The following is a 13,371-nucleotide window of genomic DNA, read 5'->3' as shown; positions in this document are numbered from 1 at the left end:
CAATGGCCGGCGGGTTTCGAAGCGTCGTATCTTATGTCTTCGCGCCGGCCGGGTGCACCGGTCCGGGCATCATGGAGCCTGCAATCATGAAAGAAGCCCACACGGCGCAAGCCTCCGCATCCAGGCAGTCGATTCCCGGTTTCTGCGGCCTGTGCAAGTCGCGCTGCGGCTCGCGCATGGTGGTGGAGGACGGCCGCCTCGTCGCGCAACAGCCGGATCCGTCGCACCCCACCGGGCGGGCGCAGTGCGTGAAGGGGCGTGCGGCGCCGGAGCTGGTCTACGACCCGCAGCGCCTGCTGCGTCCGATGATGCGCACGCGGCCCAAGGGGGAGGCCGACCCGGGCTGGCGCGAGATCTCGTGGGACGAGGCGCTCACGCGTACGGCGGCGGCGCTGGCGCGCATCCGCGACGAATCCGGTCCCGAAGCGGTGGCGTTCGCAATCGCGACCCCGAGCGGCACCCCGATCGCCGATGACGTTCGCTGGATCGAGCGTCTGGCCAATGCCTTCGGCAGCCCCAACGTCGCCAACGGTACCGAGATCTGCAACTGGCACAAGGACTACACCCATGTGCACACCTTCGGTCGCGGCATCGCCACGCCCGATTTTGCGCACAGCCGCTGCATCGTGCTGTGGGGCCACAACCCGCGCGACACCTGGCTCAACAACGCACTGTCGATCCGCGACGCGAAGGCGCGTGGCGCGCGCGTGGTGGTGGTCGATCCGCGCAAGGCCGGGTTTGCGGCGGGCGCCGACCTGTGGCTGCGCGTGCGCCCGGGGGCGGATGGCGCGCTCGCGCTCGGCGTGGCGCGCGCCATGCTGACGCACGGCTGGTTCGATGCCGATTTCGTGCGCGATTTCACCAACGCGCCGCTGCTGGTACGCAGCGACACCGGGCGTTTTCTGCGCGCGGGCGAACTCGCGGTGCCCCCTGCGGGGGCTGCGGCGGATGATTTCGTGGCGCTGGGTGCGGACGGGGCGGCGGTTGCGTGTGCGCAGGGAGTGGGGCCACGCCGTGGCGCGGGCGCTCAGCCCGTGCTTGCGGGTGCGTGCGAGCTGGCGGATGCGGACGGACGCCGCGTGCACTGCCGTACTGCGTTTTCGCTGTTTGAGGAAGCGTGTGCTGCCTATACGCCCGAGCGCGTGGCGGCGCTGTGCTGGATCGAGCCGGGGCAAGTGGAGCAGTGTGCCCGCCTGCTGCACGAGGCCGGCGCGGCGGTCGCCTACTACTGCTGGGCGGGCGTGTGCCAGCATACCAACGCCACCCAGACCGACCGCGCGATCGCCACGCTGATGGCGCTCACCGGCAGTTTCGATGCGCCCGGTGGCAATGTGGCGTTCACGCCGCTGCCGGCGAACGACGTTTCCGGCAAGGCGCTGCTCACGGCCGCGCAGCGTGCGCGCTGCATCGGCTTCGAGCAGTCGCGGATCGGGCCGGCGTGCAATGCGCGGATCGGCTCGGACGTGCTCTACGACGCGATCCTCGAGCAAAAGCCCTATCCGGTCCGTGCGCTGATCGGCTTCGGGTGCAACTTCCTGCTCAACCATGCCGACGCCGAACGCGGCGCGCGGGCGCTTGGTGCGCTTGAGTTCTGTGTCTATGCCGACGTGACGCTGACGCCGACCGCTGCGCTTGCCGACATCGTGCTGCCGATCTGCACGCCCTGGGAGCGCGAGGCCTTGCGGGTCGGCTTCGAGGGTAGCCAGGCCGCCGAGCAGTGGGTCCAGCTGCGACTGGCCGCGATCGAGCCGCTGGGCGAAAGCCGCGCCGACGCGTGGGTGGTGTTCGAACTGGCCAAGCGGCTGGGCCTGGCGGAGCACTTCTGGGGCGGCGACCTGGAGGCCGGGCTGGCCCACGTCCTCGCCCCCTTAGGCGTCTGCCTCGAGCAGTTGCGGCGCACGCCCGGCGGCCTTGCGCAGCCGGGTGCCACCCGCTACCGCAAGTATCTGGAAGAGGGCTTCCAGACCCCAACCGGCCGTATCGAGCTGTACTCCGAGAACCTGCTGGCCCACGGTGTGCCGCCGTTGCCCACCTTCGTCGAGCCGGCGGACTCGCCCTTCGGGTCGAGCGCCGGCGACTTTCCGCTCGTGATGACCACCGCCAAGCTGCGCCACTTCCGCCACGGGCAGGACCGGCAGGCACCCTCGCTGCGCCGCCGCGCGCCCGAGCCGGCGGTGCACCTGCATCCGGATGCCGCCCATGAACGCGGGATTGCCGAGGGCGATCGGGTGCGCGTGCGCACGGCCAACGGCAGCATCCGCGTGCGCGCGCGCCTCGACGCCGCGCTCGATGCGCGCGTGGTGTGGGTCGAGTACGGCTGGTGGCAGCCCGGCGGGCGCGGTGGGGCGGACGGCTACGACGCGCTCTCGGAGCAGGGCGCGAACTACAGCCGGCTGGTGTCGGACCGTCGCGTCGATCCGGTCAGCGGCTCGCAGCCGCTGCGCTCCGGGCTGTGCGAAGTCGAGTTGGAAGGCCCGCGCTTGCAGGGGTGATCGGCGGCCGCGGGCGTTTCGACTTGATGTGCCGGCGTGGGGTCTGGCCGCAGAGGAGGTCGCCGGGCTTCAGCAGCCGGCGATCCACCCTTCCAGCGGGTCCATTGCCGCGGGCAGGCCGAAATTCGGCGGGCCCTGGCGTGCGGCCGCGGCGGCCTGCAGCAGGGCGAGCGCGGCGTCGAGCAGGTCGCCGCTGGCGTCGTCCTCCAGGGCCTGGCGTTGCTCGGGCGAAGCGACCAAGGTCGGTGTGCCCAAGGGGCCTCGCTCCGCGGGGGATGCTGGGGGCCGCCCGGCGGTGAGTGCGTCGATGATTTGCGCACGCGCGGCATGGCGTTCCTCGTTCTGCTTGCGGCGCTCGTCACTCTTGTACGAGGCCGTGGTGATGCGGCGGGCGAGCAGGCCTGGGTAGGCTTCGAGGGCGATGCGTTGCGGGTCGCCGTCATGCAGACCGGGTACGTGCACGCCGGCCGCGAGCAGGCGGGGGGCGCCTTCGAGGAACATCAGCCCCACCGGGGGATTCACCAGCTTGAGCGGACTGTGCGAGCGCGCGGGCAGGTCGGTGGCGCGGTGGGCGTAGCGCTGGCCGCTGGGGCGGGATTCGCGGTAGGTGTCGAGCGCGGTGCGAAAGGCCGGCTTGCCCAGTGCCGCGCAATGGCGCACCAGTGTCGCCCAGTCCCGCGGCCAGCCCAGGTCGCGCACCGCTTCGCGTGGCAGGCCGAAGGGAAAGTCGAACGCGCCCAGCCAGGGACCGGGGCGGGCGAGCAGGGCTTCGAAGGCGGGCCAGTCGGAGCAGCGCTCGAAACCCCCAAGCACGACGCGGTCGCCATCGAGGTGGCCGCAGGCCACCGTGATCGCTTTGGCGCGGCGTGGGGCGGAGGTGAAATCCACGCCGATCAGGCGCAGGTGGGGAACAGCGTTGGCTGCAGGCGGCATGTAGGGGTGGATGGTCGAGCGGACGGCGTCGAAGGCATGCGCTGGGGACACTCAGCCCGGGCGCAGCATCCGTGCTGCTGTGCGGATGGTGTTGAAGTGGATCGCCACGGTATCGTCGATCGGCTGAGCATAGCCGCCGGCCATGGCGATGGCGACCGGCACCCCCTCGGTACGGCAGGCCCCGAGTACGCGTGCGTCGCGGGCGGCCAGTCCCTCGATGCTGAGCGCGAGCCGGCCGAGGCGGTCGCCGGCGAAGGGGTCAGCGCCGGCGAGGTAGATCACCAGCTCGGGGCGGGCGCGGCTGAAGACGGTATCGAGCGCGGCGTCGAGTGCGGTGAGGTAGGCTTCGTCACCGGTGTCGTCGGGCAGATCCACATCGAGGTCGCTCGTCTGCTTGCGGAAGGGGAAGTTCTTTGCGCCATGCAGGCTGCAGGTGAAGACTTCGGGGGTGTCTGCGAGGATGGCGGCGGTGCCGTCGCCCTGGTGCACATCGCAATCGACGATGGCGATGCGTCCGGCGCGGCCTTCGGCGCGCATCGCCAGGGCGGCGATTGCGGCGTCGTTGAACACGCAGAAGCCCGAGCCGAAGTCGCGATAGGCGTGGTGGGTGCCGCCGGCGAGGTTGGCCGCGCAGGGGCTGCCACCTTCGCGTTCGAGCGCGCTGCGGCAGGCAGCGAGCGTGGCGCCTGCCGAGCGGCGTGAGCGCTCGACCATCTCTTCGCTCCACGGGAAACCGATCCGCCGCACCTCTGCAGCGTCCAGCGTGCCGCTGGCGACGCGCTGCAGGTAGCCGGCGTCGTGGGCACGCAGGATTTCCGCGTCACCCGCTGCCGCGGGCACGCGGAAATCTCCCTCCGCGAACAAGCCGCTGTCGCGCAGGCGGGCGCGCAGCAGGGCGTACTTCTCCATCGGGAACCGGTGCCCCTCGGGCAGGGGCAGGACGAAATGGTCGGCGTAGTAGAGCTTCAAGACAGGCTTCAGGACAAAGGGTTTTCGGTCGAGCGTGGCGGGCTGGGGCGGTCGAGGCGAGGTCTGGCCCCGGCAGCTGCTTCAGGCCGCTGGCGTGTCGCGAAGTGCGCAAAGGATGAACCGCGGCCAGCACGCGCGCGCCTGCCCACCCCCCGTACGTCCGCGCCCTGGGCTGCTGTGCCTCATGCCTCCAGCGCCCGCACCTTCACCTTTCGACCCTTGAGCTTGCCGGCCGCAAGGCGCCGCACCGCCTCGCGTGCGATCGCGCGCTCGACGGCGACGTAGGTGGTCTGGTCGGTGACGGTGATCTTGCCGATCTGCTCGCGCTGGAAACCCGCCTCGCCGGTGAGTGCGCCGAGCACGTCAGCCGGGCGGATCTTGTCCTTGCGTCCGCCCAGGATCAACAGCGTCACCATGGGGGCCTGCAGCGGCAGTCCTTCGTCTGCCGTCAATTCGTCGAGCGCGTGCCATTCCGGCTCGAAGCCCATCGCCTGCGCGATGCCCGCGAGCCGGCGCTTGTCCGCGCTGCTGCACAGGCTCAGCGCCCAGCCTTCTTCGTCGCCGCGCCCGGTGCGACCGATGCGGTGGATGTGGATCTCGGGGTCGGGGGTGACATCAACGTTGATCACCGCTTCGAGCTGGGCGATGTCCAGCCCGCGAGCCGCTACGTCGGTGGCCACCAGCACCGAGCAGCTGCGGTTGGCGAACTGGATCAGCACCTGGTCGCGCTCGCGCTGCTCGAGTTCACCGCTGAGGGCGAGCGCGGCGAAGCCTTGCGCGCGCAGCAGCTCGACGAGGTCACGGCATTGCCGGCGGGTGTTGCAGAAGGCCAGGGTGCTGGCCGGGCGGTAGTGACGCAGCAACTTCGCGACCGCCTGCAGCCGCGCCGGGTGCTCGATCTCGTAGAAGCGCTGGCGGATCTTGCTGGCGGCGTGCTGCTCGGGCAGCTTCACCTCCTGCGGCTTGCGCAGGAAGCGTGCGGCAAGCGCGGCGATGCCTTCGGGATAGGTGGCGGAGAACAGCAAGGTTTGCCGCGCCGACGGACACCGGCTGGCGACGAAGGCGATGTCGTCGTGGAAGCCCATGTCCAGCATGCGGTCAGCCTCGTCGAGCACCAGGGTGTCGAGTGCGTCGAGCACCAGGCTGCCGCGTTCGAGGTGGTCCATGATGCGCCCCGGCGTGCCGACCACAACGTGGGCGCCATGCTCCAGGCTGTCGCGCTGCGGGCGCATCGGGGTGCCGCCGCATAGCGGCAGCACCTTGATGTTGGCTTCGAAGCGCGCCAGACGGCGGATTTCCTGGGTAACCTGGTCGGCCAGTTCGCGGGTCGGGCACAGCACCATGGCCTGTACGGCCGTTTTGCGCACGTCGAGCCGGGCCAGCAGCGGCAGCGCGAAGGCCGCGGTCTTGCCGCTGCCCGTCTTGGCCTGTGCGATGAGGTCGTGCCCGGCGAGCGCCAGCGGCAGGCTGGCTGCCTGGATTGGAGTCATCGTGCGGTAGTCCAGCCGGCCCAGGGCATCCAGCATGGCTGGGGGCAGGGGCAGGCTGTCGAAGGGCAGGCCGGGCTCGGTCGCCGGGGGCTGCGCCTCGGGCTGGTCGGGTGCGCCGCTGGGGTGCCCGGAGGCATTGTCGATAATTTGGGTCATGCGCAATTATCAGGCCTGATTCGGCGCCGTCAGCAGAAAACTTGCCGGAACGGTGCCGCGCGTGATTCGACCCCCGATTCGGCACGGGTGGATGAGCGTGAGCGGGAACTTCGCCCCCGCGCCGGCTTCTGACCCAACCTGCGACGCCGACTGTGCGCGGCATGATCCGTCGCTCTGCCCGCGTGTAATACACTCGAGTTTCCCGCAACAGACGACAACAATACGGTGCAGCCATGAGCCTCATCGAACACGTTCGCCCCCTGCAGAACAAACTGACTGCGATCCGTCGCGACATCCACGCCCACCCGGAGCTCGCGTTTCAGGAGCACCGCACCGCAGAGCTGGTCGCCCGCCACCTGGAATCGCTCGGCATCGAGACCCACCGCGGCATCGGCGGCACTGGTGTCGTGGGCGTCGTGCGCGGCGGGCGTGGCCTGCGTGCGGTCGGTCTGCGCGCCGACATGGATGCGCTGCCGATCACCGAGCGCAACACGTTCGCACACGCGTCCACCGTGGCGGGCTGCATGCACGCCTGCGGCCACGACGGCCACACCACCATGCTGCTCGGTGCGGCCGAGGCGCTGGTCGCGAAGCCGCACTTCGACGGCACCGTGTATCTGATCTTCCAGCCGGCCGAAGAAGGCGAGGGCGGTGCGGCGGCGATGATCGAGGATGGCCTGTTCGACCGCTTCCCGATGGAGGCAGTGTTCGGCATGCACAACTGGCCGGGCATGGAGGCGGGGAACTTTGCAGTGCATACCGGCCCGGTGATGGCTAGCGCCGACCGCTTCGACATCCGTTTTACGGGGGTTGGTGCGCATGCCGCCATGCCGCACCTCGGCGTGGACCCGGTCGTCGCGGGCGCGGCCTTCGTGCAGGCGGCGCAGACGCTGGTGAGCCGTGTGCTCGATCCCATCGAGGCCGGCGTCGTGTCGGTGACGCAGTTCCACGCCGGCGAGGCCTACAACGTGATTCCCGACCGCGCCGAGCTGTGCGGTACGGTGCGTACCTTCTCCGCCGAGGTGCGTGACCGCCTCGAGCAGGGCCTGCGGCAGATGGCCGAGGGCATCGCATTGAGCCACGGCGTGCAGGTGGACTTCCAGTTCCGCCGTGGCTATCCGCCGACGGTCAACACCGCCGCCGAGGCTGCGCTGTGCGCCGAGGCTGCGCGTGCGGTTGCGGGCAGCGAGCGGGTATTCACCGACCGTCGTCCGAGCATGGGTGCCGAGGACTTCGCCTATTTCCTGCAGCACAAACCGGGCGCCTATGTGTGGATCGGGAATGGCCCGGGCGAGGGCGGCTGCACCCTGCACAACCCCAATTACGACTTCAACGACGAGGTGATGCCGGTCGGCGTGGCCTACTGGAGCGAACTGGTGCGTCGTCTGCTCGGCGCGGTGAAATGAGGCCGGCGCGATGATGCGAACCCTGCGTCTTGCCTTGCGCATGATGCTGCGCGACCTGCGCGCGGGTGAACTGCACCTGCTCGGCCTGGCGATCGTGATCGCAGTCGCCAGCCTCACCAGCGTCGGCTTCCTGGCCGACCGGGTCGGTCGCGCGCTGGATCGCGAGGCCAACCAGCTGCTTGGCGGCGACCTGTTGCTGCGCGCCGATCAGCCCTGGTCGGCGCGGTTCGTGGATGAGGCGCACGCCCGCGGCCTGCAGACGGCGACCACGGTGCTGTTCACCAGCATGGCCAGTACCGAGGAGGCTGCGGTGCTGGGCGGCGTCAAGGTGGTAGAGGACGGATATCCGCTGCGTGGCGCAATCCGCGTCGCATCGGGGCCGAACCAGCCCGACGCGCCGGCTGGACGTGCGCCGGCGCCGGGTGAGGTGTGGCTGGACGAGCGCCTGTTCGCGGAGCTCGGTGTGCGTCAGGGCGATACGGTCGGGCTGGGCATGCTCGAGTTCCGGGTCGGCGCCATGGTGAGCTTCGAATCCGACCGCGGTGCGAACTTTTTTGCGCTGCTGCCGCGCGCGATCTTCAATCTGAGCGATCTGGAGGCCACCGGGTTGATCACCGTCGGCAGCCGCGCCACGTGGCGCCTGCATGTGGCGGGCACGCCGCAGGCGGTCGAGGCCTACGAGAAATGGGCGCGCGACCATCTCGGCCGCGGCCAGCGCGTGGAGACGGTGGAGAACGCCCGCCCCGAGGTGCGCGCCGCGCTTGACCAGGCACAGCGTTTCCTGCGCCTGGCGGCGCTGCTTGCGGTGATCCTCGCCGCGGTCGCGGTGGGCCTGTCGGCGCGGCGCTTCATGGCGCGCCACCTCGACGGCTGCGCGGTGATGCGAGTGTTGGGTGCAGGTCAGGCGCAGGTGCTGGGCATCGTGGTGGGGGAGTTCCTGCTCTTCGGACTGGCGGCCGCGCTGGCGGGTACGGCGCTTGGCTGGACGGTGCAGTGGGGGCTGGCCGGCGGGCTGCGCGAGCTGATGGCGACCGAGCTACCGGCGCCGTCCCTGTTGCCGCTGGCGCACGGGCTGGTGGTCGGCATGGCCTTGCTGGCAGGTTTCGTGCTGCCGCAACTCCTCCGCCTGGGCAAAGTGAGCACGCTGCGTGTGCTGCGGCGCGAGTTCGAGTTCGCCGAGCCGGTGTCGGGCGCGGCCTGGGTGCTGGGGCTGGCGGCGTTGCTCGGTCTGATCTTCTGGATCGCGGCCGATGCCCGCCTCGGGGCGCTGGTTGCGATCGGCTTTGCGGTGGCGCTCGGCGTGTTCGCGCTGGCGGCCTGGGGCGTGCTCGTGCTTGCCGGGCGGCTCAAGGGGCAGGGCAGCCTGCGCGGTGGCGGCTGGCGGTACGGCATCGCCGCGCTCGGGCGGCGCATGGGCAGCAGCGTCATCCAGGCTGCCGCACTGGGCCTGGGCATGACCGCGCTGCTGCTGCTGACCCTGGTGCGCGCCGACCTGCTCGACAACTGGCGCAACATGGCGCCGTCCGATGCGCCCAACCGCTTCATCATCAACATCCAGCCCGATCAGCGCGAGGGTGTGCGCGCGCACTTCTTGGATGCCGGGCTGGAGGCGCCGGCCATCCAGCCGATGATCCGCGGGCGCATGCTGAGCATCAACGGCCAGGCCATCGACCCGGCGAGTTTCACGGACGAGCGCTCGCGGCGTCTGGCCGAGCGCGAGTTCAACCTGTCCTATGGCGCGGATCTTCCCGCCGGCAACGTGCTCGAGGCCGGGCGTTGGCACGGCGCGGCGACCGAGCCGCAGCTCTCGGTCGAAACGGGGCTGGCGGCGACCTTCGGCTTGAAGGTCGGCGACCGCATCCGCTTCGAGGTCGCCGGGCAGCAGGTCGAGGCGCCGATCACCAGCGTGCGCAAGCTGGATTGGGATTCGATGCGGGTGAACTTCTTCTTCATCGCATCCGAAGGCCTGCTGGAGAAGTATCCCGCGAGTCTGATCACCAGCTTCCATCTGCCTGCGGGCGAGCACGATTTCACTACGCGGCTGGTGGCGGACTTCCCCAACCTCACCGTCATCGACATCGCCGCGGTGATCGCACAGGTACAGGCGATGACCGACAAGCTGATCGTGATCGTGCAGTTCGTGTTCGGCTTCGCGGTGCTGGCCGGTCTGGTCGTGCTCTATGCGGCCTTGCAGTCCACCCACGACGAGCGAGACTACGAGCTTGCCATGCTGCGCACCCTGGGCGCGCGCAACCGCCAGGTGCGACAGGCCCTGTTTGCCGAGTTCCTCGTGCTCGGCGGAGTGGCTGGTGTGCTGGCCGGTATCGGGGCGAGCGCGATCGGCTGGTTGCTGGCAGAGGAGGTGTTCCGCATGAGCTACGTGCCGGCGCTGGCGCCGGTGCTGGCTGCGGTGGTGCTGGGCGCAGCTGGCGTGGTGGCGGGGGGCTGGCTCGGTACCCGTGGGCTCCTTGCCCGCCCGCCGCTGGCCAGCCTGCGTGCGCTGGGCTGAACGATGGACTTTCCGCAACTGAGTCACGCCGAGGCGCTGATTACCGGCTTGCTCGCCGCCGTGCTGGTGTTGCTGCTGTGCTTGCTGGTGCGCAGCTTCCGGGCGGAGGGCGCGTTGCGCACTCGGCTTGGCGACGATCTGGCGGAGCTCATGGAGCAGCAGCTCAACCTCCAGCATCGGGATCTCTTGCGTGACCTCCACGAGGGCCTCGCCCGTCAGACCGACCGCATCGGCGAGCACGCCCGTGCCGACCGCGAGCTGCTGCAGCGCGGCCTGACTGCGGCCTCGTTGCAGTTGTCGCGCGGCATGAAGGTGCTGACGCAAAGCGTCGATGGCCGCCTGGATACCCTGTCGGGCCAGGTCAATCAGCGTCTGGACGAGGGGTTCCGCAAAACGAACGAGACCTTCGCCAGCGTGATGGCACGTCTGGCGACGATCGACGAGGCGCAGAAGAAGATCGACGGCCTCACCACCAACGTGGTGAGCCTGCAGGAGCTGCTTGGCGACAAGCGTGCGCGCGGCGCCTTCGGGGAGGTGCAGCTCGAGAACCTGGTGCGCAACATGCTGCCGCCCGAGGCTTTCTCCTTTCAGCAGGTGCTGCCCAATGGCACGCGCGTCGATTGCCTGCTCACCCTGCCCGAGCCGACCGGAAAGGTGGCGGTGGACGCCAAGTTTCCGCTCGAGAACTATCATCGCATGTTCGATACCGCGCTGGCCGAGCTCGATCGCCGCGCCGCACAGCAGGCCTTTCGCGCCGACGTGAAGCGCCATGTCGACGCGATCGCCGGCAAGTACATCCTGCCCGGCACCACGTCGGATGGCGCGGTGATGTTCCTGCCTGCCGAAGCCGTGTTCGCCGAGTTGCACGCCTGGCACCCGGAAGTCGTTGCCTATGCGCAGCAAAAACACGTCTGGATCGTCTCGCCGACCACGCTGATGGCGGTGCTCAACACCGCGCGCGCGGTGTTGAAGGATGTGGAGACGCGCAAGCAGATCCACATCATTCAGGACGCGCTCGGCAAGCTCGCGAAGGACTTCCACCGCTTCGACGAGCGGATGGCCGCGCTCGCGCGCCACATCGACCAGGCCAGCCGCGACGTGCAGGAGGTGCACACCTCGAGCCGCAAGATCAGCGCCCACTTTCGCCGCATCGAGGCGGTCCAGCTCGATGACGAGGACGATGCGCTCAACGGTACAGCGCCTGACGTGCCCGCCGTGGAGGCTGCTGTACCCGGCGGCGGTAGTCCGGCGGGGTCATCCCTGCAGGGGCAGTCCGGTATTTGACGCAAGACAGGGATGCGGGCCGCGCGGGCCTGTATGGTCCCTGCACCCATCATCCTTTACGAGGCGCCAGAGCCGATGACCGACGTTCCCCTTCCCATCCTGTTCATCATTGGGGTGTTCTTCACCTTCTGGCTGATCCTGCGCAAATTTCACCGCATCGAGGAGGCCAAGCGCGCGCTGCCCGACCTCAACGGCTACCTCTACGCAAACGAGCAGACGGAGGCGCGCTGCAAGGCCTGCGATTCCACCGAGCTGAAGGACGAGGGACTGACGCACGGCAAGGATGAGCGCCGCATCGTTTCCTGCGTGCGCTGCAAGACCCTGCTGTATCGCTTCGATCCGCCCGAAGAGGGGGGGCAAGAGGGGGGCGAAGGTGAGCGGGAGGCAGGTGTGAGCGGTCACTGAGCGCCTGCAAGTGCGCCACGCTCAGTCGCTACCGTCGAAGGCGTCGATGAAGATCGGGGTCAGCGCGTGCATGGGACCGAGCGACGCGCCGCGCGGATGCAGCCCGGGTACGAAACCTGCCGCCTCCAGCCGCTTGAGCAGAGCTGCATTGCGGGCGATCACATGCACCGGCACGTCCCAGGGCTGATCCGGCCCGGTCACGCTGCCGATCGGCTGATGGTCGCCGATCAGGATCAGCACCAGGTTCTCGGGGGCGTGGCGGGCGAGATAGTCTGCCAGCCAGGTGAACTGGTAGCGCATCGAGGCGAGGTAGGCGGGCAGCGGGGCACTCCAGTCGGTGGGTACGGCTTCGGCGGCATCCACCTCGGCCTGCGTGAAGGCTTCGCGGCCGAGCAGGGTGGACCACTCGGCGCGGAACGGCGGTAGCGCTCGGAAAGGAGCGTGGGTGGTCACGGTGGGGAAGACCACCAGCCGCGGCTGGCGTGCATCGCTCGGAGAGTCCGGACGGAGCGGCTCATTCCTGACCTGCCCCGCCTGTGGCTTGCCCTCGCCGCCGGCCCCGAAGCCGAGCCCGAACTCCTGCGCATGGATCAGCGCCATCGAGGCCTGGTCCGGGATGCGCCAGAAACCGAAGGGACGCCCCTCATAGCCGATGCTGTCGGCGTTGCCGTAGCGGTCGAAGCCGTAGAAGGCGCCTTCGGGCCAGGGTTTCTGCAGGCCTGGCATCCAGCCCACGGTGCGGTAGCCATTCGCGGCGAAGTGGCGCACCAGGGTCGGGCGATCGGTGGTGAGCAGCAGCTGGTAGTCGGTGGGGTCGCGCATGTCCAGGCCGGAGAGCAGGCTCGCGTGGGCGAGCCACGAGGCGCCGCCGAAGGTCGGCGACACCACCCGCGCCGACACCACCGCCCGCCCGGACGAGGCGATCGCGGTCGCGAGGCGCTCGCGCGGCGCCGCGAGCTTGGTCGCGATGTCCGCGCGGTCGAGCGTGACCGCGCCGTAGGCCTCGCCGAACACGAGCAGCACGTCGGCGCCGTCGAGTGCATCCAGGGTGCCTGCGAAGCGCGGACCGGGTCCAAGACGCTCGGCACTTGCGCCGCGCGAAAGCGCCGCATCGAGCAGCCGGTACTGCTCGGCCAGCATTGCGGACACCGTGGGCGCGAACATCGACACCGGCGGTCGCCCGGTTGAACTCTGGGCCAGCCACAGCGCGACCGTGAGCGTGGCAAAGCCCAGCATCAGCGTACGCGCCGGCCGCTGTGCCGCGGCGCGGCCGAGCGCGCCGATGCAGGCGCGCACGACCAGGTAGAGCAGGGCAAGGACGAGTACGGCGACCGCCAGCGTCAGTGCCACGCGCAGCCATGCGCCTTCGCTGCCGCCCATGCGGATCACCGCGCCCAGATGCGGCGCGTCCCAGTAGGCATTGACCCGGCGCCCCAGTATCGCAGGCACGGTGACGTCGATGTAATGCAACACCACCCACAGTGTGCCGAGCGTGGCCAATGCGCGCGCGAGCCAGCGTGGCAGCGGGCCTGCGAGCCCGACCCACGCAGCGACCAGCATCGTGAGGGGCGCGAGCTCGGGCGCCAGCCGCCATTCCAGCGCCGGCCACAGCGTGGGCCAGGCGTTGCCGTGGGCGAGCAGGGTGTTGAGCACCAGGAGGGCGATTGCCGTCGCGGCGATGGCCATGCCGCGCGACCAGAGGCCGGTCGGTGTCCTCATGCGCCACC

9 protein-coding genes are annotated in these 13,371 nt (G+C 69.8%); 5 read left to right on the top strand and 4 right to left on the bottom strand.

Annotated features, from left to right (window positions below; all coding sequences use genetic code 11):
• Nucleotides 1-86: 86 nt before the first annotated feature.
• Nucleotides 87-2,492, top strand: a complete 2,406-nt coding sequence (locus ACNKW1_RS11370; protein WP_418364704.1) for a molybdopterin-containing oxidoreductase family protein — start codon at nt 87-89, stop codon at nt 2,490-2,492.
• A gap of 69 nt (nt 2,493-2,561) precedes the next feature.
• Here ACNKW1_RS11370 and ACNKW1_RS11365 read toward each other — a convergent pair whose 3' ends face one another.
• From ACNKW1_RS11365 to dbpA, 3 genes are all read right to left on the bottom strand, one after another.
• Nucleotides 2,562-3,425: a DUF429 domain-containing protein gene (locus ACNKW1_RS11365; RefSeq protein WP_418364841.1), complete on the bottom strand. Its 864-nt coding sequence runs from the start codon at nt 3,423-3,425 to the stop codon at nt 2,562-2,564.
• Between the two features lie 51 nt (nt 3,426-3,476).
• Entirely contained in the window at nt 3,477-4,394 is a 918-nt protein-coding gene (locus ACNKW1_RS11360) for a histone deacetylase (RefSeq protein WP_418364703.1), read from the bottom strand.
• Nucleotides 4,395-4,576: 182 nt separating this feature from the next.
• The gene (gene dbpA / locus ACNKW1_RS11355) at nt 4,577-6,040 is read right to left on the bottom strand and encodes an ATP-dependent RNA helicase DbpA (protein ID WP_418364702.1); all 1,464 of its coding nucleotides are present in this window, start codon (nt 6,038-6,040) and stop codon (nt 4,577-4,579) included.
• 233 nt (nt 6,041-6,273) lie between these two features.
• Between dbpA and ACNKW1_RS11350 the strand changes: the two genes are divergently transcribed.
• From ACNKW1_RS11350 to ACNKW1_RS11335, 4 genes are all read left to right on the top strand, one after another.
• Entirely contained in the window at nt 6,274-7,446 is a 1,173-nt protein-coding gene (locus ACNKW1_RS11350; RefSeq protein ID WP_418364701.1) for a M20 aminoacylase family protein, read from the top strand.
• A 10-nt stretch (nt 7,447-7,456) separates the two neighbouring features.
• Complete coding sequence (locus ACNKW1_RS11345) at nt 7,457-9,955, top strand: ABC transporter permease (protein ID WP_418364700.1); 2,499 nt, start codon at nt 7,457-7,459, stop codon at nt 9,953-9,955.
• Nucleotides 9,956-9,958: 3 nt separating this feature from the next.
• The gene (locus tag ACNKW1_RS11340) at nt 9,959-11,239 is read left to right on the top strand and encodes a DNA recombination protein RmuC (RefSeq protein ID WP_418364699.1); all 1,281 of its coding nucleotides are present in this window, start codon (nt 9,959-9,961) and stop codon (nt 11,237-11,239) included.
• Nucleotides 11,240-11,314: 75 nt separating this feature from the next.
• Complete coding sequence (locus tag ACNKW1_RS11335) at nt 11,315-11,644, top strand: hypothetical protein (RefSeq protein ID WP_418364698.1); 330 nt, start codon at nt 11,315-11,317, stop codon at nt 11,642-11,644.
• 21 nt (nt 11,645-11,665) lie between these two features.
• On the opposite strand, the gene ACNKW1_RS11330 is transcribed toward ACNKW1_RS11335, so the two are convergent.
• Complete coding sequence (locus tag ACNKW1_RS11330) at nt 11,666-13,363, bottom strand: hypothetical protein (RefSeq protein ID WP_418364697.1); 1,698 nt, start codon at nt 13,361-13,363, stop codon at nt 11,666-11,668.
• Nucleotides 13,364-13,371 lie beyond the last annotated feature (8 nt).

It is taken from the genome of Thauera sp. WH-2, from assembly GCF_048321015.1.
In the GTDB taxonomy this organism is placed as follows: domain Bacteria; phylum Pseudomonadota; class Gammaproteobacteria; order Burkholderiales; family Rhodocyclaceae; genus Thauera.
The sequence above is the reverse complement of the archived record's forward strand: the minus strand, read 5'-3'. Positions and strand labels throughout refer to the sequence as shown.

Coding starts and splice junctions, on each gene's coding strand:
- ACNKW1_RS11345 (WP_418364700.1), top strand. CDS start 7,457: ATGATGCGAACCCTGCGTCTTGCCTTGCGCATGATGCTGCGCGACCTG.
- ACNKW1_RS11330 (WP_418364697.1), bottom strand. CDS start 13,363: ATGAGGACACCGACCGGCCTCTGGTCGCGCGGCATGGCCATCGCCGCG.
- ACNKW1_RS11370 (WP_418364704.1), top strand. CDS start 87: ATGAAAGAAGCCCACACGGCGCAAGCCTCCGCATCCAGGCAGTCGATT.
- ACNKW1_RS11365 (WP_418364841.1), bottom strand. CDS start 3,425: ATGCCGCCTGCAGCCAACGCTGTTCCCCACCTGCGCCTGATCGGCGTG.
- dbpA (WP_418364702.1), bottom strand. CDS start 6,040: ATGACCCAAATTATCGACAATGCCTCCGGGCACCCCAGCGGCGCACCC.
- ACNKW1_RS11335 (WP_418364698.1), top strand. CDS start 11,315: ATGACCGACGTTCCCCTTCCCATCCTGTTCATCATTGGGGTGTTCTTC.
- ACNKW1_RS11350 (WP_418364701.1), top strand. CDS start 6,274: ATGAGCCTCATCGAACACGTTCGCCCCCTGCAGAACAAACTGACTGCG.
- ACNKW1_RS11340 (WP_418364699.1), top strand. CDS start 9,959: ATGGACTTTCCGCAACTGAGTCACGCCGAGGCGCTGATTACCGGCTTG.